Source organism: Nocardioides panzhihuensis, assembly GCF_013408335.1.
GTDB lineage: Bacteria > Actinomycetota > Actinomycetes > Propionibacteriales > Nocardioidaceae > Nocardioides > Nocardioides panzhihuensis.
Window position 1 is genome coordinate 3,408,327 of sequence record NZ_JACBZR010000001.1, and the last position, 23,915, is coordinate 3,432,241.

General features: G+C 69.6%; 18 protein-coding genes. 3 read left to right on the forward strand and 15 right to left on the reverse strand.

Annotation, left to right across the window (positions count from 1 at the left end):
• Position 1: 1 nt before the first annotated feature.
• The 10 genes from BJ988_RS16125 to BJ988_RS16170 all read right to left on the reverse strand — a co-directional run bounded on the left by BJ988_RS16125 (position 2) and on the right by BJ988_RS16170 (position 14,655).
• Complete coding sequence (locus BJ988_RS16125; protein WP_179658887.1) at positions 2 to 2,770, reverse strand: family 78 glycoside hydrolase catalytic domain; 2,769 nt, start codon at positions 2,768 to 2,770, stop codon at positions 2 to 4.
• Between the two features lie 264 nt (positions 2,771 to 3,034).
• On the reverse strand, positions 3,035 to 3,652 hold the full coding sequence (locus BJ988_RS16130; protein WP_179658888.1) for a LutC/YkgG family protein: 618 nt from the start codon (positions 3,650 to 3,652) through the stop codon (positions 3,035 to 3,037).
• Positions 3,649 to 5,085: a lactate utilization protein B gene (locus BJ988_RS16135; RefSeq protein ID WP_179658889.1), complete on the reverse strand. Its 1,437-nt coding sequence runs from the start codon at positions 5,083 to 5,085 to the stop codon at positions 3,649 to 3,651. The genes BJ988_RS16130 and BJ988_RS16135 overlap by 4 nt, the downstream gene beginning before the upstream one ends.
• A complete protein-coding gene (locus tag BJ988_RS16140; RefSeq protein ID WP_179658890.1) occupies positions 5,082 to 5,822 on the reverse strand; it encodes a (Fe-S)-binding protein in 741 nt (246 codons plus the stop codon). The genes BJ988_RS16135 and BJ988_RS16140 overlap by 4 nt, the downstream gene beginning before the upstream one ends.
• Before the next feature lie 67 nt (positions 5,823 to 5,889).
• The gene (locus BJ988_RS16145; RefSeq protein ID WP_179658891.1) at positions 5,890 to 6,117 is read right to left on the reverse strand and encodes a helix-turn-helix domain-containing protein; all 228 of its coding nucleotides are present in this window, start codon (positions 6,115 to 6,117) and stop codon (positions 5,890 to 5,892) included.
• Positions 6,118 to 6,194: 77 nt separating this feature from the next.
• Positions 6,195 to 9,284 (reverse strand): glycosyl hydrolase, encoded by a 3,090-nt coding sequence (locus tag BJ988_RS16150; protein WP_179658892.1) that lies wholly within the window; start codon positions 9,282 to 9,284, stop codon positions 6,195 to 6,197.
• Positions 9,285 to 9,316: 32 nt separating this feature from the next.
• Entirely contained in the window at positions 9,317 to 10,795 is a 1,479-nt protein-coding gene (locus BJ988_RS16155; protein ID WP_179658893.1) for a rhamnulokinase, read from the reverse strand.
• A 5-nt stretch (positions 10,796 to 10,800) separates the two neighbouring features.
• Positions 10,801 to 12,831, reverse strand: coding sequence for a bifunctional aldolase/short-chain dehydrogenase (locus tag BJ988_RS16160; RefSeq protein ID WP_246321503.1), 2,031 nt, complete (start codon positions 12,829 to 12,831; stop codon positions 10,801 to 10,803).
• Positions 12,828 to 13,997: an L-rhamnose isomerase gene (rhaI, locus tag BJ988_RS16165; RefSeq protein ID WP_179658895.1), complete on the reverse strand. Its 1,170-nt coding sequence runs from the start codon at positions 13,995 to 13,997 to the stop codon at positions 12,828 to 12,830. Before rhaI ends, BJ988_RS16160 begins: the two co-directional genes overlap by 4 nt.
• Positions 13,998 to 14,316: 319 nt before the next feature.
• Positions 14,317 to 14,655, reverse strand: a complete 339-nt coding sequence (locus BJ988_RS16170) for an L-rhamnose mutarotase (protein ID WP_179658896.1) — start codon at positions 14,653 to 14,655, stop codon at positions 14,317 to 14,319.
• Between the two features lie 137 nt (positions 14,656 to 14,792).
• Here BJ988_RS16170 and BJ988_RS16175 point away from each other — a divergent pair, with 137 nt between their 5' ends.
• Positions 14,793 to 15,839 (forward strand): substrate-binding domain-containing protein, encoded by a 1,047-nt coding sequence (locus BJ988_RS16175; protein WP_179658897.1) that lies wholly within the window; start codon positions 14,793 to 14,795, stop codon positions 15,837 to 15,839.
• 92 nt (positions 15,840 to 15,931) lie between these two features.
• Here the strand turns inward: BJ988_RS16175 and rhaS are convergent, their stop codons facing one another.
• From rhaS to BJ988_RS16195, 4 genes are all read right to left on the reverse strand, one after another.
• Positions 15,932 to 16,963 carry a rhamnose ABC transporter substrate-binding protein gene (gene rhaS, locus BJ988_RS16180; RefSeq protein ID WP_179658898.1) on the reverse strand — a complete coding sequence of 344 codons (1,032 nt, stop codon included), beginning with the start codon at positions 16,961 to 16,963 and terminating at the stop codon, positions 15,932 to 15,934.
• Position 16,964: 1 nt separating this feature from the next.
• On the reverse strand, positions 16,965 to 18,044 hold the full coding sequence (locus BJ988_RS16185) for an ABC transporter permease (RefSeq protein WP_179658899.1): 1,080 nt from the start codon (positions 18,042 to 18,044) through the stop codon (positions 16,965 to 16,967).
• Positions 18,045 to 18,120: 76 nt separating this feature from the next.
• The gene (locus tag BJ988_RS16190; RefSeq protein ID WP_179658900.1) at positions 18,121 to 19,164 is read right to left on the reverse strand and encodes an ABC transporter permease; all 1,044 of its coding nucleotides are present in this window, start codon (positions 19,162 to 19,164) and stop codon (positions 18,121 to 18,123) included.
• Positions 19,161 to 20,687: a sugar ABC transporter ATP-binding protein gene (locus BJ988_RS16195; RefSeq protein WP_179658901.1), complete on the reverse strand. Its 1,527-nt coding sequence runs from the start codon at positions 20,685 to 20,687 to the stop codon at positions 19,161 to 19,163. Before BJ988_RS16195 ends, BJ988_RS16190 begins: the two co-directional genes overlap by 4 nt.
• Positions 20,688 to 20,865: 178 nt before the next feature.
• Between BJ988_RS16195 and BJ988_RS16200 the strand changes: the two genes are divergently transcribed.
• Positions 20,866 to 21,582 carry an NAD(P)H-dependent oxidoreductase gene (locus BJ988_RS16200; protein ID WP_179658902.1) on the forward strand — a complete coding sequence of 239 codons (717 nt, stop codon included), beginning with the start codon at positions 20,866 to 20,868 and terminating at the stop codon, positions 21,580 to 21,582.
• A 284-nt stretch (positions 21,583 to 21,866) separates the two neighbouring features.
• Here BJ988_RS16200 and BJ988_RS16205 read toward each other — a convergent pair whose 3' ends face one another.
• On the reverse strand, positions 21,867 to 22,691 hold the full coding sequence (locus BJ988_RS16205) for a class II glutamine amidotransferase (protein ID WP_246321504.1): 825 nt from the start codon (positions 22,689 to 22,691) through the stop codon (positions 21,867 to 21,869).
• A gap of 35 nt (positions 22,692 to 22,726) precedes the next feature.
• Between BJ988_RS16205 and BJ988_RS16210 the strand changes: the two genes are divergently transcribed.
• The gene (locus BJ988_RS16210) at positions 22,727 to 23,866 is read left to right on the forward strand and encodes a glutamate--cysteine ligase (RefSeq protein ID WP_179658904.1); all 1,140 of its coding nucleotides are present in this window, start codon (positions 22,727 to 22,729) and stop codon (positions 23,864 to 23,866) included.
• Positions 23,867 to 23,915: the final 49 nt, after the last annotated feature.

Here is a 23,915-nt window from a genome sequence, read left to right on the forward strand (position 1 = left end):
GTCACTGGCCCTTCGTGAAGGTCCACGCGCCGGAGCCGATCCGGTACGAGGTGACGCCGTTCTCGGTGCCGAGGCTCTCCGGGGCGGCCCGGCCGGGGCCGGTGGCCAGGTAGGAGCCTTCGGGGAGGCGTACGACCGCGGTGACGTTGACCGGGACGGTGGCGCGGAGGGAGACGCCGTCCTCGCCGCGGGTCCAGTCGGATGCGACCCGGCCCCGCTGCGTCGCGACCGAGCCCTTGGCGTGGGTCAGGCCGGTGGCCGGGACGCTGATCTCGACCTCGGCCGCTCCCGGGGCGGTGGTGCGGATCCCGAGGACCGACTCGGTGATGTCGAGGATCCCTCGCGAACCCCAGCCGTGGGAGGCACTGTTGGCCGAGCCGCTCAGCTCCCAGGCCTCGGGGGTGAAGGTGCCACCGCTCGCGAGCCAGCCGGCCCAGCCGTAGTCGTCCTCGTTGGTGAGGAGGTTCAGCACGCCCTCGCCTGCGTCTGCCTCGGCCAGGGCCTCGAGCAGCACGTGCGCGGTCATCGGGCCCTGCTTCATCCCCTGGGCAGCGAGCCGCCCGCCGAGCGCGGGGACGTCCTGCTCCGGCGCGACGCCGAAGGTGACGGCGTACGAGGTGGCGTGCTGTCCGGCGTGGGCCGACTGGGTGCCGTCGGCGAGGAGGCCGTCGACGTAGGTGCCATCGGTCTTGCGCAGCTTCTGGTTCATCCGCGCCGCGAGAGCGTCGGCGTCGGAGCGCAGCGCGGCGACCTCGGCGGCCGGCCGGCCCAGCTCCTCACCGGCCAGAGCGACCTTGCGCAGGACGTCGACGCCGAGCGCGTTGACCGTGGTCCTGGCGGCGGTGCTCATGTCGTAGCCGAAGCGGCCGTGGGCGGGCCAGTCGACGATGCCGTAGAGGTACTGGCCGGAGCCGCCGGAAAGGTTGGTGACCAAGCCCTCGGTCGGGCCGCTGGTGGCGATGTGGCGGCGGATGTAGCCGGCGGTGGCGGTGAGGTTGTCGTAGGTGTCCTCGAGGACGGCCTTGTCGCCGGTCTCGAGGTAGTAGCGCCAGATCCAGTCGGGGACGACCTCGGTGAAGTCGGGGATGTCGCGCTTGCCGTCGCCGTTGGGGTAGACCGCGTTGTAGCGGCCGGCGTCATTTCCGGTGGTCCAGTAGCGCTCCTGGCTGAGCAGGAACTCCCGGATCGCCTGACGGGACGCGACGCGCTCGCGCTGGGAGGACATCAGGCCGATCGAGATGTTGGCGGTGTCGTGCAGGAACTGGCCCTGCTCACGGGTCGGGGTGTCGACGAAGGTCTCCTGGACCGAGTAGCGCAGCGAGCGGTCCATCAGGTCCCAGACGTCGTCCAGGGTGGCGTCGGAGCTCTCGAACGTCGCCGCGCCGTCCTTGTCGTAGGCGGAGTGGACGACGGTGGCGGTCACGTCCTCGGCGGTGATCTCCTCACCGGCACCCGGGATCTCGAGGTAGCGGAAGCCGAGGTGGCCGACGGCCAGATAGTCCTGCTCGCCCGCAGCCTGGGTGTAGGGGAAGGACATGTTGGTGCTCTGCGTCGAGAGGCCGGTGGTCGAGACCCGGCCGGTGTCGGCGAGCTCGTAGCCGGCCCGGATCATGACCTGCCGTCCGGCCGTGCCGTTCTCGAAGTGCACACCGGGTCGCGCCGGGATGATCGTGCCGAAGTCGGCGACGGGGGTGCCGTCGATGGCTCGGAGCATGCGCTCGGGGCGGACGACGGTCTCCTCGAGCCTGGTCTGCTGGCCTTCGAGGCGGGTGAACGGCGCCACCGGGTGGGCACCGACCACCACCGCACCGGACCACTGGGAGTCGTCATAGCCTCGCTCGGTCCAGTCGCCGATCGCCTGGGCGGCCTGGCCGTCGAGGTGCTCGATCCACAGGCCCTCGCCGTTGCGGGTGCCGACCATGACGTACGGAGCGCGGCGGACCTTCCAGGAGCCGTCGGTGACGATCGTGGTCGTCTCGCCGTCGGCGTAGGTGAGGTCGAGCTTCAGGAGTACGCCGGGGATGCCCGCGGCGCGGCCCTGACCGCCGCTGAACCAGTGCAGCTTGACGCCGAGGGAGAGGGTCTCCCCCGGTGTGATCAGGTCGGTGACGTCCGCGGCCTGGTAGTAGCCCTCGCTCGGGTAGCCGAAGTTGCTCATCCGGTCGGCTTGCTCGCCGCCGAGATAGAGCTCGGCGGTGTGGCTGGCCGACAGGTAGCTGCGCGCGCTGACGATCTTGCCTGCCGGGACCTCGACCTCCGTGCGTGCCAGGGTCCACTCGTCGCGCTCCTGGGCCGGGTTGCCCGCGGTGCCCGGTGGGCGCCGGATCCAGCTGGCGCCGCCCCAGTCGGTGTCGTCGAGACCGGTCTCGAAGGCGGCACCGGCCGACCATCGCGACGGTGCCTTGCGGCGGTCCCAGGTCTTGACCCGCCAGGTGTAGCGGCTGCCGGGCTCGAGGGTCTCGCCGGCGTAGTCGACGTAGGCCTGCTGCGCCGAGGACACCTTCTCGGAGTCCCAGACGAGCTCACCGGCCGCGTCGCGTACCTCGAGCTTGTAGGCGGACTGCACCTCGTTGGCGTCGCTGTCCTGAGGCAGCCAGCCGAACCGTGGCGTCAGATCCGTGTTGAGCGGGTGGGTGAGGTCGTCGACGGTCAGGCCGGCGGGGGCTGCGGGTGCGGTGTTCGCGGTCGCCGCCCCGGTCGGGGTCACGGCCGCCGCGAGGCTGGTGACGACGAGGGCGCTGGTGACGACCGCGGCCAAGCGGAGCTTCATGGGGTCCTCCGGAGCGGATTGATACGTTTCACTGCTTGTCTGAAGACTATGGCGCTCGTCACACAAGTGGAAGAGTCGGGCGGTGGCCGGATCCGGTCAAGCACGCCGAGACGTCAGTTTCTGGCGCCGAAGCGTCAGTTCTTGCGTACGAAGAGTCGGTTCTCGAGCGCGAGAGTCGACTTCTGACGGCGGTGTGGGAATTCAGAAACCGACGTCTCGCGGTCAAGAACTGACTTCTCGGGGTCAGAAACTGACGTCTCGGGGTCAGGAAATGACGTCTCGGGGTGGGGTTATCAGGACGTGGAGGGTGCGGGGGCCGTGGACGCCCTCGACGCGGTCCAGCTCGATGTCGCTGGTCGCTGACGGGCCGCTGATCCAGGTCTGGGGGCGGGAGGGGTCGAGGAGGGCGATGGCGTCGGGTACGTCGGCGACCACCTGGTCCTCGCGGACGACGCAGATGTGGGTGTCGGGGACCAGCGAGATGGCCCGGCGGCCCTGGTCGGGGGTGTGGTCGAGGACGATCGTGCCGGTCTCGGCGATGCCGACCCGGGCCTCGGTGACGACCGCCGCGATCAGGTCCAGCCGCGCGGCGGTGAGGGTGCCGTCGTCGACGATCGCGTCGGGAATGCGGATCGACAGGCCGGGCGGGACGATCACCTGGCCGGTCGGGAGGGCGGCGGCGATCCGGTCCTCGAGATCCTCGGCCGAGCAGCGTTCGACGACGGCGCGGTAGTCCGCGACCCGCTCGGCGAAGAGGTCGACGAGCTCGGGGTTCGCGACGGGGTGGACCTCCCGCGGAGCGCTGGTCTCGACAGGATCGACCGTCGAACCGGCCAGCGCTTCGCGGACTCGGGCGAGGATCTCGCTGCGTGCGTCGGTCATGCGTCGTCCTTCCGGCCACCATCAGTTCGTTGCCACCAGTCCCGGAAGCTCTCCCCCGGCGCGTCGGGCAGGTCGCGGGCGCCGGTCCAGGCGGTGGGGCCGAAGCGGCGTGCGAAGCGCATGCCGAGACCGGTGAGACGCTCGAGGGCGGAGAGGCGGCGCGAGCGCTTCAGGACGTACGCCGCCCCCTTCATCGCCATCGCCTCCGGCTTCGGCACGCCACCCCGGTGGGCGTCGACGACCTGGGCACGCTGGTCGACCAGCACCGAGGGGATGTCGATGCGTACCGGGCAGACCTCGAAGCAGGCTCCGCACAGCGAGGAGGCATAGGGCAGCGAGTCGATCTGGTCGTCGTGCCCGACACCCTTCAGCAGCGGGTTGAGGATGGCGCCGATCGGACCCGGGTAGACCGAGCCGTACGCATGGCCGCCGGTGCGCTCGTAGACCGGGCAGACGTTGAGGCATGCCGAGCAGCGGATGCAGCGCAGCGCCTGCCGTCCGACCTCGTCGGCGAGCGCACGGGTGCGGCCGTTGTCTAGGAGCACCACGTGCACCTCCTGGGGGCCGTCGCCCGGGGCGATCCCGCTCCACATCGAGGTGTAGGGGTTCATCCGCTCGCCGGTCGAGGACCTCGGCAGGAGCCGGAGCATGGGGTCTAGGTCCTCCCAGCGGGCGACGACCTTCTCGATGCCGACCACCGAGACCAATACGTCGGGCAGGGTCAGGCACATCCGGCCGTTGCCCTCCGACTCGACCACGACGAGGGTGCCGGTCTCGGCCACCGCGAAGTTGGCGCCGGAGACCCCGACCTTGGCGCGCAGGAACTTCTCGCGCAGGTGCTCCCGGGCGGCAGCCGCGAGGACGGCCGGCTCGTCGGTGAGGTCGTCGGGCGCAGGTCGGCCCGCGGCCCCCATCTTGGAGCGGAAGATGTCCCGGATCTCGGCTCGGTTGCGGTGGATCGCGGGCACGAGAATGTGCGATGGCAGGTCGTCGCCGAGCTGCACGATCAGCTCGGCCAGGTCGGTCTCCCAGGCCGCGATGCCCTCCTCGGCCAGCGCCTCGTTGAGGCCGATCTCCTGGGTCACCATCGACTTGACCTTCACGACCTCCGTCGCGGCGTGCGCCTTCGCGATGCCGGCGACGATCGCGTTGGCCTCGGCGGCATCGCGGGCCCAGTGGACGGTCGCGCCGTTCGCGGTGAGGGTCTCCTCGAGGCGTACGAGCTGGGTCTCGAGGTCGAGCAGGGCGCGCTCCTTGACCGCGGCGCCGGCCAAGCGCAGCTCCTCCCAGTCGGGGACCTCGGCGACGACCTTGGCCCGCTTGGCACGGATGGTGCTGGTCGCATGGGCGAGGTTGTGCCGAAGCTGGGAGTCGGCCAGCGCCTCGCGCGCGGCCTCGGGGAAGACCGGCATCCCGACGAACGTCCCGGTCATCGGGTCACCTCCTCGGTCGAGGCGAGGATCTCGGCGAGGTGGACGGTGCGTACGCCCGAGCGCTGCCGGGAGAGCACGCCGCCGATGTGGGTGAGGCAGGAGTTGTCGCCGGCGACCACGATCTCGGCTCCGGTCCCCCGGATGTGACGGGCCTTGTCGGCCCCCATCGCGATCGAGGTGTCGGCGTTCTTGACCGCGAACGTGCCGCCGAAGCCGCAGCACTCATCGGCGCCGGGCAGGCCGACCAGCCGAATCCCCCTGACCGCCTCCAGCAGTCGCTGGGGCCGGTCCCCCACGCCCAGCATCCGCAGCGAGTGGCAGGTCGGGTGGTAGGTGACCCGGTGCGGGTAGTAGGCGCCGACGTCCGTCACGCCGAGCACGTCGACGAGGAACTCGGAGAGCTCGTAGACCTTCGGGGCGATCTCCGCGACGGCCTCTTGGAGGGCCTCGTCGCCGGAGCGGACAGCCACGATCGAGTGCTGGTGGCGTGCCGACCCGGCGCAGGATCCGGACGGGGTGACGACGGCGTCATAGCCGGCGAAGGCGTCCACGAACGTACGCAGCACTGGGACCGCCTCGTCCAGATAGCCGGTGTTGACCATCGGCTGCCCACAGCACGTCTGCGCCTGCGGGAACTCGACCTCGACGCCGAGCCGGCGCAGGAGGCGTACGACGGCCTGACCCGTGCTCGGGTAGAGCGCGTCGTTGATGCACGTGACCATCAGCGCGACTCGCATCCGGCATGCCCCCTTCGTCTTTTCTTGCCCATCAAATCAGTTCAGCACAGCTCCGGATCAGATCGGTTCAGATCAGCCCGGTGCGTACGGCCCTCACGACCGCTTCCACACTCGTCCCCGCGCCCAGCGAGTCGGCGGCCGCCCGCAGCCGGCGCCGTACGGTGCGCTCGGAGATACCCAGCTCACGCGCGATCCGCTCGATCGTGTAGCCCCGGGCGAACAGTGCCAGCACCTCCACCTCGTCCGACGGAAGGTCGGTCGAGGCGGACGGTCGTGCATCGCCCGAGGCTGCCACGGTTCACTCCTGTCTCAGCATGACGCCGACTGGTAGGTGGGCCGGAGGGCGGGTGCGTGACGGGGACGACATCGTGCTCATCCGGTCACCACCTTCTCGACGTAGGGCACCAGACGCACCGGACCGGCGAGCCCGTAGCTCTGCCTGGTCGCGACGCCGTAGACCGACGGGGTGACGGTGCGCAGCCGGTTGAGCAGCGTCGAGGCCACCTCGATCTCGATCGTGTTGGCGCCGGGCCCCAGGACGTGGCCGAGGTCGACGACCGGGTCCATCGGGTCGAGCGCGGGCAGCAGCTCGCCGTTCACACGCACCCGGAAGGTGTCGTTGACCTCGCCGAGCTCCAGGTAGGCACCGTCGTCCGCCGTCCAGTCGGTGCCGAGGTCGACGCTCGTGCGATAGCGACCGATGCCGGAGACGTCCTCGGAGCCGGAGATCTTCGACCAGGCCTGGAGCGAGGCGAGGTCGCGGGTGGTGCTCTCCTTGGTCGTCGCGAGGTCCTTCGGATCAGCCGAGTACGCGGGCTTCCAGTCCTCGAGCTCGAGGCTCCACGACTGCGGCACGACGGGCTCGCGGACGCGATCGACTACGACCTTCGCCGTACGTCCGTCGGCCAAGGTGAGCTCGAACGCACCGGCCGTCGTCGTACGCAGCGCGGCGTTGGCGCCCCGCGCCACCACGGTCTGACCAGCGGTGGCGACGGGGAGTACGGAGCGGGCGACGCCCGCGCCCGGGGCCGCGAGGGCGACCACGGTGGACTGGCCGGGGACCAGGTCGATGCGGACCCGAATGCGGTCTCCGGCGCGCTCGTAGGCGGCGATCCGGGTGGTCTTCCCCGTCCATGCGTCCAGCAGCCACGGGACGGCCGTCCGGTCGGCGGCAGTGAGCCAGACGTCCTGCTGCACCGGGTTGAGCCGCCGGTTCTCGGCATGCCGGGCGTTGGCCAGATAGTAGAGGTCGATCTTGCCCGCGCTGCGGCGCACGTGCATCACCGTGGAATCGGCGTGCTCGACATCGCGTACGACGCCGAGGGCTGCCAGCGCGCCGCCGACCTCTGCCTCGGGGACGGTGCGGGTGGTGGCCAGCGCGCCGACCTCGGCCATCAGCGAGCGGACCTCCGCGGTCGCCGCGGCGTCGTCGCGACCGGCCGCGGTCGCCTGCGACCAGTCGCCGATGAGCACGATCGGCAGGCCCTTGCGGCCGAGGGCGAGCAGTCGCTTCGCACCGTCGACGTCCATCGTGAACACGTTGCCGCGCAACGAGTCCGGGCCGACGACGACTGCCTTGTAGGCGGGGCCATCGGGAGCCAGCCGTCCGTTCGCGAAGTCGACACCGTCGAGCGCGAGCAGCGACGAGCTGACGAAGGAGTGCGACCAGCCGAGCTTGGTGCCGTTGTTGGTGATCCACTGCGGGCCGATGCCCGTCGACGCCCAGCCCTTGTGCCGCCAGAACGCGATGTCGTACTTCGGGGCGCCGGTCTGCAGCACCAGCTGCGTCCGGGCGAGGTAGGCGGCAATGCCGGGGACGTGCTCCCACTGCGGAGTGCGCGGCCCCCATGCCTCGCCGAAGCCGATGGCGTTGTTGTAGTACGGCGAGAACGCGGCGAAGCCGGGCCAGGTGACGTCGGGCGCCTTCGCGTAGGGGAAGCCGTGGATCATCAGCTGGTTCACGCCGGCGGCGAAGATGCTGTTGATCGTGAAGAGCGCCTGGTTCTGGGCGGTCGGGCTCGTGCTGTTCGCGCCCCAGGTCGTGTTGTAGGCGGCGCCGTTGTAGCAGATCGCCTCGCAGGACAGGATCTTGTGGCCGGCCAGGTCGCGGCCCGCGGCCATGACCCGGTAGTCGTCGAGGTTCTTGAAGCCGAGCGACTCCGTCTCGGGCACGTCGACCACCGCGGAGTGCTGCATGGTGTCGGTCTCCAGGCCGTAGGGCTGGATCCGGATCCCCATGCCGAGCGTCTTGGCGAACTCCTGCATCGGGCGCAGGTGCTGGTCGCGGTAGAGGTCGGAGAGCACGATGTTGAAGTCGTCCCGGACCTCGTTGGTACGCAGGCCGTCTGCCGTCGCGGGGTCGGTGGCCGCCATCGAGAACTGGTACTTCTCGTCCTTCTCCAACACGTTCGGCAGCCACGGCCGCAGGTCGTAGCCGTGCTTCGCCTCGAACTCGTCGAGCAGGTCCCTTGTCCAGACCGTCGCTTCGGTCTCGATCTCGAGGGAGTCCTCGAAGAGGTAGCCGCCCGCGGCGCGCAGCAGCGTCCGCAGCTCGCCGTCGAGCACCCGGTCCTGCCACAGGTCGATGACCTTCTGGGCGCCCCGGCGGCTGAAGTGGTCGACGACGTAGGAACGGGGCGAGGTGTGCGGACCCGCCTCGGGCTCCTGGCCCGAGCCGCGCTGCCAGGTCGCCAGCAGCACCCAGGTGGCACCGGCCGGGTCTGCAGGAGCGGTCCAGGTGAGGTGCTCGCCCTCGACGTCTGCGCTGAGGTCGAGGTAGGAGGCCGGGTCGAGGATCGTGCTGGTGATGTTGTTGTTGCGGTCACGTACGTAGCCGGTGACCCGGTGCGCCTGGACGGTCACCAGCTCCGCGCGGGTCGCTCCGGCCGAGGCCTCCACGACCGGCTCGGGTAGGGCCTCGTCGTAGGTCGACCCGGCGGTGACCGTCGCCTGCCCGTGCACCAGCTCGGTGCAGGCCGCCTCGTCGTCCGGCGTGATCGTCGGGACCGCGGCCGGCCACGAGGGACCGACCGTCACATCGACACGGACGTCCCGCTCGGCCGCCTGCGCGAGGGCGGCCTTGACGCCGGCCACCCACGGAGCGGTCCCCCAGCCGTGGGTCGCGGTGTCGATGTCGATGCCGCGGGCGCGGAGGCTGTGCGTGACGTCGGCGATCTCGAGGACCCCGAATCCGGCGTCGGCGACCTGGTCGACCTCGCGGACGATCTCGGCCGGGTCGACGAGGCCGTGCGGCCACCACCAGCGAAAGCCCGCCGCGGTGGCCGTGCCCGGTCGGCGGAACGCCTTGACGAGCTGCGCCGGCAGACCGGCCGAGCCGGGAGCGGCGGCCGCCGCGGAGACCACGAAAGGGCTGCCGAGGACGGTGGCGGCGCCGAGGGTGGCAGCGGCAGCGCCGAACAACGTACGCCGGTCGAGCCGGGGGTCGGGGAGCGAGTCGGTCATGTGGGGGCCTTCCGGGCGGTGGAGGTCGATGGTCAGGACGGCAGCCGGGCCTCGGCGGCGGCCCAGTCGAGGCCGTCGCGCGGCTCGAAGCGGCGTACGTCGTAGGAGCGGCGGATGAGGTCTCGCATCGCGGGCAGGTCGGGCAGGTCGGCCCCGAGGGCGCGGCCCTGGACCAGGACGTTGCCCAGCGCGGCCGCCTCGACCGGTCCGGCGAGGACCGGCAGACCGCAGGCATCGGCGGTGAGCTGGCAGAGCAGCTGGTTCTGCGAGCCGCCGCCGACGACGTGGACGACCTCGGGCGAGGTGCCGGCGAGGGCGGCCGCGGTGCGGACGTGTCGTCGGTAGGCGACGGCGAGGCTGTCGAGGATGCAGCGGGTGATCGCGGCCGGCGAGTGCGGGATCGCCTCCCCGGCCTCCGCGGCCAGCGCGGCGATCCGCTCCGGCATGGGGTCGGCAGACGTGCCCGGCGCGAGCAGCCGCGGGTCGTTGATGTCGACCACCGTACGCAGCGGCTCGAGCTCGGCCGCGGCGGCGAGCAGCGGGCCCAGCTCGGCGGCCGGGTAGCGCCGCTCGCTCCAGGAGCGCAGCGACTCGGACAGGACCCACAGGCCCATCACGTTCTTGAGGAACCGGATGGTCCCGTCGATGCCGACCTCGTTGGTGAAGTCGGCGAGCCGGGCCTCCTCGGTCAGCACCGGCCGGTCGAGCTCGAGGCCGACCAGCGACCAGGTCCCGGACGAGATGTAGGCGAAGTCGCGGGCTTCCGCGGGGACGCCGACGACCGCCGAGGCGGTGTCGTGCGAGCCCACCGCGACCACGGGCACGTCGCCGGAGACGCCCAGGTCCTGGGCGACGTCGGGCAGCAGCGGGCCGAGGAGAGAGCCCGGGTCCCGAAGGGGCGGGAGGACCCCCTCGGGAAGCCCGAGCTCCCGGCACAGGTCGACCGCCCAGGTGCCCTGACGGACGTCGTAGAGCTGGGTGGTCGAGGCGTTGGTGCGCTCCGCGCCGATCGCACCGGTGAGCCAGTAGCCGAGGAGGTCCGGCAGCAGCAGCATCGTCTCGGCGGAGTCGAGCGCGGTGGTGCCGCGCGCCGCGACGAGCTGGTAGAGCGTGTTGAACGGGAGCTGCTGGATGCCGGTGGTGCCGTAGAGCGTGGCCGCGCCGATCTGGGCGAGGACCTTCTCCGCGACCCCCTCGACGCGGGCGTCGCGGTGGCTGAAGACCTGGCCGAGGAGCTGGCCGTCGTGGTCCAGCAGCCCGTGGTCGATGGCCCAGGAGTCGATCCCGATGCCGTGCAGCGGCCCGGTCCGGGCCACCTCACGGATGCCGGCGAGCATCTCGCGGTGGATGCCGAGCACGTCCCAGAAGAGCGAGCCGCGGACACGTACCGCACCGTTGGGGAAGCGGTGCAGCTCGTCGATCTCGACCCGGTCGCCACGGATCCGGCCGGACATCACCCGGCCGGAGGTGGCACCCAGGTCGACTGCCGCGACCCTGACGTGTCGACTCATCCGGCTCATCGCAAGAAGGCGGCGGCCACGCCTGCGTCGACGGGCACGTGCAGTCCGGTGGTGTGGGTCAGGTCGGGGCCGCAGAGCACGAAGACGGCGTTGGCGATGTTCTCCGGCAGCACCTCGCGCTTGAGCAGGGTGCGCTGGGCGTAGAACTTGCCGAGCTCCTCCTCCGGGACCCCGTAGACCTCGGCCCGCTTGGCGCCCCAGCCGCCGGCGAAGATGCCGGAGCCCTGGACCACCCCGTCGGGGTTGATGCCGTTGACCTTGATCCCGTACGCACCGAGCTCGGCGGCCAGCAGGCGGACCTGGTGGGCCTGGTCGGCCTTGGCCGCGCCGTACGCGACGTTGTTGGGACCGGCGAAGAGCGAGTTCTTCGAGGAGATGTAGACGATGTCGCCGCCCATCTCCTGCTCGATCAGCACCTTCGCTGCCGCCTTGGAGACCAGGAACGAGCCCTTGGCCATCACGTCGTGCTGGAGGTCCCAGTCGCGCTCGGTGGTCTCCAGCAGGGACTTGGACAGCGACAGGCCGGCGTTGTTGACGACCAGGTCGACACCGCCGAACGCGAGCACCGCCGCGTCGAACATCGCCTGCACGGCCGCCTCGTCGGAGACGTCCGCGGCGAGGCCGACGGCGACGTCGGGGCCGCCGATCTCGGCGGCCGCAGCCTCGGCCTTGGCGAGATCGAGGTCGGCGATCACGACACAGGCACCTTCGGCGGCGAGCCGCTTCGCGGTCGCCTTGCCGATGCCGGAGGCCGCGCCGGTGACCAGGGCGACCCGGGTCGCGAGCGGCTTGGGCGCCGGCATCCGCTGGAGCTTGGCCTCCTCGAGCGCCCAGTACTCGATCCGGAACTTCTCCGACTCCTCGATTGGGGCGTACGTCGAGAGCCCCTCGGCACCGCGCATCACGTTGATCGCGTTGAGGTAGAACTCCCCCGCCACCCGCGCGGTCTGCTTGTTCTTCCCGAAGGAGAACATCCCGACGCCGGGCACCAGGACGATGAGCGGGTCCTTGCCGCGGATCGCGGGGCTGTGAGCATCCGCGTGCCGGTCGTAGTAGGCCTGGTAGTCCTCGCGGTAGCCGACCGCGAGCTCCTTCAGCCTGGCGATGCTCTCCTCGACGGAGGCTGTGGCCGGAAGGTCGAGGACCAGCGGCTTGATCTTGGTGCGCAGGAAGTGGTCGGGGCAGGAGGTGCCGAGCTCGGCCAGGCGCGGGTGGGCTTCGCTCGCGAGGAAGTCGAGGACCACATCGGAGTCGTCGAAGTGACCGACCATAGGCTGGTCCGCCGAGGCGATGCCACGGATCGTGGCGGCGAGAGCAGCTGCCTTCGTACGCCGCTCCCCCTCCGGCAGGGACTGATAGCCGTCGAGCGCGGGACCGAACGGCTCCACCTTGCTGTGCTCTTCGATGTAGGCGGCGGCCGTGTCGATGATCCAGAGCGAGTTCTTCTCGGCCTCCTCGGAGGTGTCGCCCCACGCGGTGATGCCGTGGCCGCCGAGGACGCAGCCGACTGCCTGCGGGTTCTTGGTCTTGATCTCGGCGATGTCGAGGCCGAGCTGGAAACCGGGGCGGCGCCACGGCACCCAGACGACCTGGTCGCCGAAGATCGACGTCGTCAGCGCCTCACCGTCGGTGGCGGTCGCGATCGCGATGCCGCTGTCGGGGTGGAGGTGGTCGACGTGGGCGGCGTCCACGAGCCCGTGCATCGCGGTGTCGATCGACGGCGCCGCGCCGCCCTTGCCGTGCAGGCAGTAGTCGAACGCGGCGACCATCTCGTCCTCGCGCTCGACACCGGGGTAGACGTCGACGAGCGCACGCATCCGGTCCAGGCGGAGGACGGCGAGGCCGCTCTCCTTGAGCGTGCCCAGGTCACCGCCCGAGCCCTTCACCCAGAGCAGCTCGACGTCCTCGCCGGTCACGGGGTCGGTCGCGATGCCCTTGGCGGAGGTGTTGCCGCCGGCGTAGTTGGTGTTCTTCGGGTCGGCGCCGAGACGGTTCGAGCGCGCGATCAGTTCTTCTGCGGTGGTCATGACCATCCTGCCTGTGTGCCGCCGACTCGGGCGGTCTCGATCTGTTCCTGGTAGCCGCTGGCGAGGTAGGCGCGCATCGGGTCCGCGGCCAGGCCGCGGCTCTCACGCCATTCGCCGAGATCGGCGCGTACGTCGGTGTAGAAGGCGTCCATGAAGATCTCGTTGGCCAGGAGTACGTCGCCGTCCTCCTGTGCCTTGGCGAGAGCGTCGGTGTCGAGCAGCAGTGCCCGGGCGGACATCTCCTGGACGTTGAGCACCGAGCGGATCTGGCCCGGGATCTTCTTCTCGATGTTGTGGCACTGGTCGAGCATGAACGCGACCCCGCCCTCGGCCACGGACTTGAACCCGCCCCCACGAACCACCTCGACGATGATCCGGAAGAGCTGGAACGGGTCGGCCGCGCCGACGATCAGATCGTCGTCGGCGTAGAAGCGGCTGTTGAAGTCGAAGGAGCCGAGCTTCCCCAGCCGCAGCAGCTGCATCACGATGAACTCGATGTTGGTGCCGGGTGCGTGGTGGCCGGTGTCGAGGCAGACCGCGGCACGCTCGCCGAGCGCGCTGACCTGGGCGAACGACGTGCCCCAGTCCGGGACGTCGGTGTGGTAGAACGCCGGCTCGAAGAACTTGTACTCCAGCACCATGCGCTGGTCCTCACCGAGACGCTCATAGATGGTCGCCAATGACTCAGCGAGCCGGTCCTGGCGGCCGCGCATGTCGGCCTGGCCCGGGTAGTTGGACCCCTCGGCGAGCCAGATCTTCAGGTCGCGCGAGCCCGTCGCGTCCATCACCTCGATGCACTCGAAGTGATGGTCGATCGCCTTCTGCCGGATCTTCGCGTCGGTGTGGGTGAGCGCACCGAGCTTGTAGTCGTCGTCCTGGAAGGTGTTGGAGTTGATCGTGCCGAGCGCGATCCCCTGGTCCTCGGCATAGGTGCGCAGGGCCGCGTAGTCGTCGACTCGGTCCCACGGGATGTGCAGCGCCACGCTCGGCGCCAGGCCGGTGAAGCGGTGCACGGTGGCCGCGTCGGCGATCTTCTCCTCAGGGGTGCGCGGAGTTCCGGGGGTGCCGAAGACCTTGAACCGGGTCCCCGAGTTTCCGTAGGCCCATGAGGGGACCTCGATCTCGAGAGCGGCCAGGTCGCCCGAGATCTGGTCGAACGTCGTCATCGGTGAGCCTCTCTGTGTGCGGTTGAAAGGTTTCAAATCGCGGATCCGACGTTAGTGGCGCACGTCACGTGCGTCAAGAGGAGCGTGGAGTTCGTTGCGTTTCAGCACTCCCCGCGAGACGTCAGCTTCTGACCGCGAGAGGTCAGTTCTTGGCCACGAGACGTCAGTTCCTGGCCGCGGTCCCATTCCGCGTACAGGAATCGACGTCTCGCACTCAGAAACTGACTTTTCGGCGTCAAGAACTGACCCCTCGGGGTCGAGAACTGACTCCTCGGGGTCGAGAACTGACTCCTCGGGGTCGAGAACTGACGCTTCGGGGTCAGGGGCGACCTAGCTGGTCCTCGAGGTGGAAGACCTCCTCGAGGCGCAGGAAGCCCTCGTCGGGCGCGATACCGTCGAGATCCTCGAAGAACTCCGCCATCTCCGCCTGCCAGCGGGCATTGACCTCGGTCGCCGCCATCCCAGCCTGGGCGGCCTCGATGGAGGGAGTCTCGACATAGCCGATGAGCACCCCGTCGGGTCGGAGGAACAGCGAGTAGTTGTGCCACCCGGTCTCCGCGAGCGCCCGCAGCATGTCGGGCCAGACGGCGGCATGACGCTGCTTGTACTCCTCGATGCGCTCGACCTTGACCTGCAGCTGAAAGCAGACGCGCTCCATGACGACCTCCGATGAAACGATTTAGACACGGACGCTAGTTAGCATGCCCAAATCGGTCAATCGGGCGTGCCGCGCTTCCTCGTCACAGCGCCAACCAGGCCCTATGCTGCGATTGAACGTTTCAGGAAGGAGCCCAGGTGGCGATCACCCCGGCTGCGGGCTCATCTCGCAGCGCCTCGGTCAAGGATGTCGCGGCCACCGCCGGCGTCTCTCTCGGCACCGTGTCCAACGTGCTCAACCGCCCCGAGCGGGTCAGCCGAACCACACGCGAGCGGGTGGAGCGGGCGATGGCAGACCTCGGATTCGTACGCAACGAGTCCGCCCGGTCGTTGCGCACCGGCAGCACCCATTCGCTGGCCTACGTCATGCTCGACGCCGGCAACCCGTTCTTCACCGACGTGGCCCGTGGCATCGAGCTGGCCGCCGAGACGGCCGGGCTCTCGCTGTTCCTGTGCAACAGCGACGGCCGCTCGGCCCGCGAGGGCGCACACCTGGCCCACCTGCAGCAGCAGCGCGTCCAGGGCATCTTGATCACCCCGGTCGACCCCGACGATCCGCAGATCGACCAGCTGATCGAGCGCGGCACCCCGGTCGTCATCGTCGACCGCACCCGTGCGGGGTCCTCCTTCTGCTCCGTCGCCGTCGACGACGTCCTCGGCGGGCGGCTCGCCGTCGAGCACCTCATCGACGTCGGACACAAGCGGGTGGCGTACGTCGGTGGCCCGGAGTCGATCGGACAGGTCCGCGACCGCGGCGAGGGTGCCCGGCAGGCCTGGGCCGAGGCCGGACTCCCGCCCGAGGACCTGGTGACGCTCTCCTGCGAGGCCCCCACCGTCGCCTGTGGTCGCGCCGCCGGCGAGCGGCTCGTCGGGCTGCCCGCGCGACGCCGCCCCACCGCCGCGTTCTGCGCCAACGACCTGCTCGCGCTCGGACTGCTCCAGCAGACGATCTCCAGCGGCCGGACCGTGCCCGGCGACCTCGCGATCGTCGGCTACGACGACATCGAGTTCGCCGCAGCCGCGGCCGTGCCGCTCACCTCCGTGCGGCAGCCGCGCCACGACCTCGGCCGCCGTGCCGCCGAGCTGCTTCTCGACGAGGTCGGCGAGCCTGGGCACCAGCACGAGCAGGTCGTCTTCACCCCCGAGCTCGTCGCCCGCGCCTCGACCCTGGGCCGTCTCTCCTGACAGACGCATGAAGCCCAGCCCCTGCGCTGCGTGAAGAACGCCGCCGAGCTGTCTTCACAGCTCGGCGGCGGACTGGGGTAACTGCTCGGACCTCAGAAGTCGAAGTCGTCGATGTTCGACTCGTCGAAGACGGTCGGCTCGCCGAGGACGACGACGCCGTCGGCGCCGACGGTGTACTCCCCGAGGTCACCGGCCTCGAACTTGTCGCCCTCCTTGCCCTCGATGTCACCGGAGGCGAGCGCGTCGGCGGCGTACGCGGACAGGTAGCCGAGCTGCTCGGGGTCCCACAGCGCGAAGGACTTCACGGTGCCGTCCTTGATGTACTCCCGCATCTGGTTCGGGGTGCCCAGACCGGTCAGCGCGACCTTGCCCTTGTACTGCGAGTCGGACAGGTAGCGCGCGGCCGCCGCGATGCCCACCGTGGTCGGGCTGATGATGCCCTTGAGGTTCGGGTGGGACTGCAGCAGACCGGCGGTCTTGTCGAACGACTTCTGGTCGTCGTCGTCACCGTAGACGGTCTGGACGAGCTTGATGTCGGGGTGGTTGGCAGCCAGCTCCTCCTCCATCAGCTTGATCCACTCGTTCTGGTTGGTGGCGTTGGCCGCCGCGGAGAGGACCGCGACCTCGCCCTTTCCACCGATCTGCTCGGCGATCAGGTCGACCTGGCTCTTGGCGATGCCGGCGGCGTCGGCCTGACTGACGAAGACGTCGCGGAACTGCGGCTCGGTGTCGGAGTCCATCGTGACGACCTTGGTGCCGGCGTTGCGAGCCTCCTCGAGGGCGTCACCGATGGCGGTCGGGTCGTTGGCGGAGACCACGAGCGCGCCTGCCCGCTGCTGGGTCGCGGTGTTGATGAAGCTGACCTGGGAGTCGGGGGTCGACTCGGTCGGGCCGACCTGCGCCCACTTCGTGCCGATCTCCTTCGCGGCATTCTTGCCACCCTTGTCGGAGGCGTCGAAGTAGGGGTTGCCGAGGTTCTTGGGGATGAAGGTGATGCTGCTGGTGTCGCCGCCACCCTCGCCTTCGTCGCCGCTACCGCTCCCGCCGCCACAGGCGGACAGGGCGAGGCCGAGGGCCGCAACGATGGCGACGGCACTGCCTGCGCGTCGGAACTTGCTGGTCATGTCACTCACTCCGTTTTCTTTGAGGAGACTGCTTTGAGGATGGTTCATCCGAGCTGTGTTGCCGGCGATAGGTGCCGACGATGCGACCGGTCCAACCGAGAACGCTGGCCGCGATGACCGCTGCGATGAGAAGTACGCCGGTGATGATCTGGATGATGTTGGCGCTGAGCCCGTCCAGGCGCAGCGCGCTACCGATCGTGCCGATGAGGACGACACCGGCGATGACCCCAGGGATGGCCCCTCGACCACCGAAGATGGACACCCCACCGAGCAGCACCGCCGCCACGACCTGGAGCTCCAGCCCGGTGGCGTTGTCGCCCCGCGCGCTGCCGTAGCGCAACGTGAAGTAGATGCCCGCCAGCCCCGAGACCAGCCCGCTGAGCGTGAACAGGATCAGCTTCGTACGGTCGACGTTGACGCCCGAGAAGCGAGCCGCGTCCTTGCTGAGACCGGCGGCGAAGATGCCGCGCCCGAAGGGCGTGAAGTGCAGGACCACGGCGAAGATCACGATCAGGGCGACCAGGGGAACCGTCATCAGCGGGATCTGACTGTCGCCGATCCGAGCCTGTACGAGGTCGCCCCAGGCGTCGGGCCAGTCGGTGATCGCCGTGGTGCCGAGCGCACCGACGGCGATGCCGCGGAAGAGCGCCATCGTGCCGATCGTGACGGCCAGCGACGGCAGCCCGAAGCGGGTGACGAGCACCCCGTTGAAGGCTCCCGCGACCGCACAGGCGAGCAGGGCGAGCACCATCGCGGCGACCATCGGCACACCCTCGCGGTGCAGCACCCCGAACAGGACGCTGGAGAGCCCGACGACGCTGGCCACGGAGAGGTCGATCTCGCCGGTGATGATGATCAGCGTCATCGGCAGCGCGATCAGCAGGATCGGCGTGACGTCCAGGACCAGGAAGTAGACCGTGATCGGGTCGGAGAAGTTGAGGATCACGATCGACGCGTACGTCCACACCACCACGAGCAGTGCGATGATCGCCGCGTCCCTGGTCATCAGGGTGCGCTGCCACCACGGCTTGGCGTGAGCGGCGTACGTCCGGGCCGGTGTCTTCTCGGCAAGCAGACTCATGCCGCCACCTCCGTCGAGGGGAACAAAGCGTACGGACGTGGCGGCCTGAGGCTTGTTATCGTTCGCTGGCGCTCACTCATGACTCTTCCCTCTCTGCGAGAAGCTTGTCGTGCTGACGGCGGGCGAAGTAGCGGTCCAGGACGATCGCGCCGATGATCAGCGCGCCGACGACGGCCTGCTGCCAGAAGTCGGGGATGCCCAGGACCGGGAGCGCCCGGTTGATGGTGGTGAGGAGGTACGCCCCCAGGGCTGCCCCGAGGACCGTGCCGCTGCCGCCGAAGATGGCCACGCCACCGACGACCGCGGCGCCGACCGCCTCGAGCTCGATGCCCTGCCCGACACCGGAGCTGATGGTGCCGTAGCGAGAGACGTACAGGATCCCGGCGAGACCGGCGAGCGCACCCGAGGTGGCGAACGCCTGCAGGACCCGGCGCTTGTCGCGCAGCCCGTAGAGGGTGGCGGCGGCGGGGTCGGAGCCGATCGCGTAGAACTCGCGGCCGACGCGGGTCGAGCGCATCAGGTAGATCGCGGCGGCCAGCAGCGCGAACGAGATCCAGGCGAGGTTGGGGATGAACAGGAAGGATCCGGTGCCGAAGTCGAGCAGCCCGGGCGGGATGTCGGAGGCGTTGATCCGGTCGCTGCCGGCCCACTCGAGCATGATGCCGCGGTAGATGTAGAGCGTGCCGAGGGTGATGACCAGCGCCGGCACCTTGGCGAAGGCGACCAGCACCCCGTTGATCAGGCCGAGCACGGCGCCCGCGGCGACGGCGATCAGGACGACGACGATCACCGGGAGGCCGGTGTCGAGGAAGAGCCGCCCGGCGAGGTACGCCGTCAGCCCGAGCGTCGAGCCGACGCTGAGGTCGACGTTGCGGGTGACGATCACCATCGCCTGACCGATCGCCAGGCAGACGAGGATCGCGGGGGTCAGGGTGAGGTCGCGCCAGCCGTCCGTGCTGAACAGGAAGTTGGGGTTCACCGCCGTGGTCACCACGAGCAGGGCGACGAAGGCGACGGCGATGCCGGTCTCGCGCTGCTTGAGGAGCCAGGTCAGCCGGTTGGCTGCTCGGTGCCGTGGCTGCGGCGCGGCCGGGGCGGGCGCGTCGAGCGTGGTGGTCATGATGCCTCGCTGACGTTCAGGGTGGTGGAGTGGTGTGCCGTCGCCGCGCGCATGACGGCCTCGGGGGTCGCCTCCTCGCGGCTCAGCTCGGCCGTCTGGTGGCCCTCGCTGAGGACGATCACCCGGTCGGCCATACCGAGCACCTCGGGGAGCTCGGAGGAGATCATCAGGATCGCGAGGCCCTCTTGGGCCAGCGTCGAGAGGAGCCGGTGGACCTCGGACTTGGTGCCGACGTCGATGCCTCGGGTGGGCTCGTCGATGATCAGCACCTTCGGCTGGGTCGAGAGCCATTTGGCCAGGACGACCTTCTGCTGGTTGCCGCCCGAGAGGGTGCCGGCCAGCGCATCCAGCGTCGCGGCCTTGACCTCGAGCCGGGCAGCCCAGTCGGCGGCCGAACGGTTCTCGATGCCGGTGCTGATCAGCCCGTTGCGGGCGAGCCGGCCGCTCGTCGGCAGGGTGATGTTGCGCGAGATCGGCGCGTCCAGGACGAGACCGTGCTGACGGCGGTCCTCGGGGACGAACGCCAGACCCATCTCGATCGCCCGTCTCGGGTCGCCCGGCGGGATCGGCCGGCCGTCGAGGGTGACCTCACCGCTGTCGTAGGAGTCGACCCCGAAGATCGCCTGCGCGACCTCGCTGCGTCCGGCACCGACGAGGCCGGCCAGGCCGACGATCTCACCTTCGCGGACGGTGAGGCTGATGTCGTGGAACAGGCCGGTGCTGGTGAGGCCCTTGACCTCGAGCATGGGCTTGCCGACGGTGGCCTCGAGCTTCGGGTAGAGGTCGGAGACCTCGCGCCCGACCAGACGCTGGACGATCTCGTCCTCGGTGACCTCGGAGATCGGGTCGGTGGAGATGTAGGCGCCGTCGCGCATCACCGTGATCGTGTCGCACAACGCGAACACCTCGTCGAACCGGTGCGAGATGAAGACGACTGCGCAGCCCTGGTCGCGCAGCGTGCGCGCGACGGTCATCAGCCGGTCGACCTCGTTGCCGGACAGGGCCGCGGTCGGCTCGTCCATGATCAGCACCTTGGCATCGAGAGAGAGCGCCTTGGCGATCTCGATCAGCTGCTGGTCGGCGATCGAGAGGCCCTCGGTCGGGCGGTCGGGCTCGATGGGGACGCCGAGCCTGGCGAAGAGCTCGACGACCTCGGTGCGCATCGCGGCGCGGTCGATCCTGCCCCAGCGGTTGGTCGGCTGACGCCCCATGAAGATGTTCTCGGTGACCGAGAGGTCGGGGAAGAGGGTCGGCTCCTGGTAGATGACCGCGACGCCGGCCTGCTTGGCGTCTGCGGTGTTGCGGAAGTCGACCTGCTCCCCGGCGAGCAGGTAGTCGCCGGCGTCACGGCGGTAGAGCCCGGCGACGATCTTGACCAGGGTCGACTTCCCGGCGCCGTTCTCCCCCACGAGCGCGTGGATGGATCCGGCCTCGACCCGGAGACTTCCGGACCGGAGGGCGCGTACGGGGCCGAACGACTTGGCCACGTCCCGCAGCTCCAGTGCGGCGGGTGTGTCCGGCATGGGCAACTCCTCGAATTGAAAGGTTTCAAGCCTGGTTTACGCTAGTGATGGCAATCACATACGTCAACACTCTTCGGCCGCTAATTTGAGCAAGGTTCGGACTTTGTCCTCGGGCCATGGGTTCGGCCGCCCCTCGCCGGAGGGGAATCTCGCCGCGTCAGGCAGCGTTGACAGGCCCATGCACGCACTCTGGGTATGGGCACATCCGCACGCGTCATCGCTCAACGGCCGGCTGCGGGAGGTGGGCGTGAGCGCGCTCGGCGCGGCCGGCTGGAGCGTCGACGAGATCGATCTCTATCGTGAAGGTTTCAATCCACTCCTGGTGGGGCGGGGCGAGGCCGACGTGCGTCGCCACCAGGACCGCCTCAGACGAGCCGATCTCCTGGTCGTCCAGTTCCCGCTGTGGTGGTACTCGGTGCCGGCCATCCTCAAGGGCTGGATCGACCGGGTCTTCGAGTCGGGGTTCGCCTTCGACGTACCGGATCCGGAGACCGGAAAGCCCCTCAAGTACGGCAGAGGCGGCCTGGTCGGCAAACGCGCGCTGACCGTCGTCACCGCCGGTGACCGGGCCGCGACCCTCGGGCCACGCGGGATCAGCGGTGACATCGAGGACGTCCTGTGGCCGCTGCTGCACGGCACCTTCTGGTACACCGGCATGGATCCGCTGCGCCCGCACCTGATAACCGCCGCCGACGACCTCGACGCTCAGGCCACGGCCCGGACCGAGGCGGACCTACGGCTGCGTCTCGAGGGCGTGATGACAGAGCCTCGGATCGACTACCTGCCCATGTCCGAGGCCCACTACGACCACACGATCAGGCTCCACGACTCGGTCGCCCCGGGTGACGACGGACTCAGCGCCCATCGCGAGGGTGGATCCGGGCCGAACACCTGAGAGCCCTGCTCGACCCGTCCTCGATGGGCCGGGACGGGTCGAGCAGGTGGGGGTGGGGCGAAGGTCAGGCGGCCAGGCCCTCGGTCTCGGGCCCAGCAGCGTTCGTCGAGGCGGTTGATGCCTCAAGACTCCGCCCGTTCGCTGTGTGGTTCCTGTGAGCCAGTCACGCGCTGGCGGGGAAAGTCCCCGCCGCCCGGAATGAAGCCGTGCCCGATGGGGTACTGCGAGGCATGGCCGAAGCCCCCACTCTCGTCCAGCGGAAGCCGGTCGATACGTCGTCGTCGTCAGCCCTGAGCTCTGGTCGCGTCGGCGCCGAGCTGCGCAATCGGATCCAACCTGGTGACCTCCTGCGTGGCCAGATCGACCATCACCGCGGTGTCAGCGGGCACTGGAGTCCATCCGGGTTGACCGAGACCGCTGGAGACGATCTCGAGACCGTGGTCGGTCCTGCGGTAGTCCATCGCGAAGTACTCCGTGGTGTGTCGAGGCGGGATCTCGTCCTCGTCGTCGAAGAGCCGACGCAGCGCACGCAGTGGCGAGTCGGCGCGCGAGTTGATGTGGATCGCGAACATGTGTGTCCGGGTGAGCATCAGCGCGTTCAGGCTGCACCGCGGGAACTTCTGGACCAGCGTGGCCAGCGCTCGGGTGACTCCCTCGGCCTCGTCGCCGCACTCCTCGACGTTCTGGTGCACGAAGTGGAAGTAGCGCTCGCTGTCGGTGTCGCCCCGCAGCCGCTCACGGGACTCCGGGGTGAGCAGCGCCTCGAGATCGGCGATCGGGGAGACGTGGCCGTTGTGCGCGAACGCGGCACCGTCGGTCAAGAAGGGGTGGGTGTTCTCCTGACGTACGTCGAGTCCACCGGTCGCCCAGCGCAGGTGCACGAAGCCGGCCTGCGAGAGCGGAGCCTCGACGTGCCTGCGGTAGGTCGGATCGACGTCCGCCGAACGCGGCGAGCTCGTCGTACACGTGCCCTCGGCCGTGTGCCACGCCATCCCCCAACCGTCGGAATGCACTGCGGTGAGCGAGGTGAACGCTTCCAGCCCCTCCTCTCCCAGCAGATCGGCGACGGCACAGGGAGAGTCGGCCACGTATCCGAAAAGACGACACATCGTCTGGTTACTCCTTCCAGAGAAAGGTGCGAGCGGTGAATACACGCTCTTCGAGCAGTACCCATGACCAGGTCCGGACAGTCGGGGTCGAGGAGGAGCTCCTCCTCGTCGACGCCCGGACCGGCGTCCCGCGATCGGTGGCCAGCGAGGTGCTGCGGGTGGCTCGTCGGCACGGTGACACCGAGGTCGATGCCGGCGAGGCCGGCGGTTCGGTCGGACCTGAGATGCAGGAGCAGCAGGTCGAGACCGACACTCCGCCGGAGGAGCATCTCGGGTTGCTCGAGATGGACCTGAGGCAGTGGCGCGACAGGACCCGCGCGGCCGCGGCCGAGGTGGGCGCGCTGATCCTGGCGAGCGGTACGACCCCGCTGCCGGTGCGTCCCCAGACCTTCGACGACGAGCGCTATGCCGCGATCACCGAGCAGTTCGGGCTGACTGCCAGCGAGCAGCTCACCTGCGGCTGCCACGTGCATGTCTCGGTCGACTCCGACGACGAGGCGGTGGGGGCTCTCGACCGGATCCGCACCTGGCTGCCCGTGCTGCTCGCGGTGAGTGCCAACTCACCGTTCTGGCACGGCGCGGACTCGGGTTACCAGAGCTACCGGTCCCAGGCGATGACACGTTGGCCGACCAATGGACCGACCGAGATCTTCGGCAGCAGCCAGGCCTACCTCGATCACCTGCGTCTGCTCGTCGATACCGGAGTTCCTCTGGACGAGGGGATGGCCTACTTCGATGCCCGCCCGTCCCGCCACTACCCGACCCTCGAGGTCCGGGTCGCCGACGTCTGTCTGGACCCTCGTGACACCGCCCTCATCGCGGCGCTGGCGCGGGCGCTGGTCGATACCGCGGCCAAGGAGTGGGCGCAGGGTCAGCCGGCCGACCCGACATCGGTCGCGGTGCTCCGGCTTGCGATGTGGCAGGCGGGCAAGCACGGGATCACCGGTGATCTCCTCGACCCGCGGACCCACCGGCCGAGACCCGCGCGCGAGGTGGTCGAGACCCTCGTCGAGCACATCGCCCCGGCGTTGCGCGAGACCGAGGACCTCGGCCGCGTCGAGACTGGTGTCGACCGGATCTTCACCCGCGGCACCGGCTCCTCGACCCAGCGCAGGATCCTCGCCGAGGAGGGTCAGCTCGCCAGTGCGGTGGTCCGGCTCGCAGAGCTCAGCTGAACCCGAAGCAGCCTCGAACCAACCTCGAACCAGCAGGAGATCCCACCGC

Bases quoted from the DNA above. Each gene is read 5' to 3' on its own strand.
- BJ988_RS16125 (WP_179658887.1), bottom strand. From the start codon at position 2,770: ATGAAGCTCCGCTTGGCCGCGGTCGTCACCAGCGCCCTCGTCGTCACC.
- BJ988_RS16130 (WP_179658888.1), bottom strand. From the start codon at position 3,652: ATGACCGACGCACGCAGCGAGATCCTCGCCCGAGTCCGCGAAGCGCTG.
- BJ988_RS16135 (WP_179658889.1), bottom strand. From the start codon at position 5,085: ATGACCGGGACGTTCGTCGGGATGCCGGTCTTCCCCGAGGCCGCGCGC.
- BJ988_RS16140 (WP_179658890.1), bottom strand. From the start codon at position 5,822: ATGCGAGTCGCGCTGATGGTCACGTGCATCAACGACGCGCTCTACCCG.
- BJ988_RS16150 (WP_179658892.1), bottom strand. From the start codon at position 9,284: ATGACCGACTCGCTCCCCGACCCCCGGCTCGACCGGCGTACGTTGTTC.
- BJ988_RS16155 (WP_179658893.1), bottom strand. From the start codon at position 10,795: ATGAGTCGACACGTCAGGGTCGCGGCAGTCGACCTGGGTGCCACCTCC.
- BJ988_RS16160 (WP_246321503.1), bottom strand. From the start codon at position 12,831: ATGACCACCGCAGAAGAACTGATCGCGCGCTCGAACCGTCTCGGCGCC.
- rhaI (WP_179658895.1), bottom strand. From the start codon at position 13,997: ATGACGACGTTCGACCAGATCTCGGGCGACCTGGCCGCTCTCGAGATC.
- BJ988_RS16170 (WP_179658896.1), bottom strand. From the start codon at position 14,655: ATGGAGCGCGTCTGCTTTCAGCTGCAGGTCAAGGTCGAGCGCATCGAG.
- rhaS (WP_179658898.1), bottom strand. From the start codon at position 16,963: ATGACCAGCAAGTTCCGACGCGCAGGCAGTGCCGTCGCCATCGTTGCG.
- BJ988_RS16185 (WP_179658899.1), bottom strand. From the start codon at position 18,044: ATGAGTCTGCTTGCCGAGAAGACACCGGCCCGGACGTACGCCGCTCAC.
- BJ988_RS16190 (WP_179658900.1), bottom strand. From the start codon at position 19,164: ATGACCACCACGCTCGACGCGCCCGCCCCGGCCGCGCCGCAGCCACGG.
- BJ988_RS16195 (WP_179658901.1), bottom strand. From the start codon at position 20,687: ATGCCGGACACACCCGCCGCACTGGAGCTGCGGGACGTGGCCAAGTCG.
- BJ988_RS16200 (WP_179658902.1), top strand. From the start codon at position 20,866: ATGCACGCACTCTGGGTATGGGCACATCCGCACGCGTCATCGCTCAAC.
- BJ988_RS16205 (WP_246321504.1), bottom strand. From the start codon at position 22,691: ATGTGTCGTCTTTTCGGATACGTGGCCGACTCTCCCTGTGCCGTCGCC.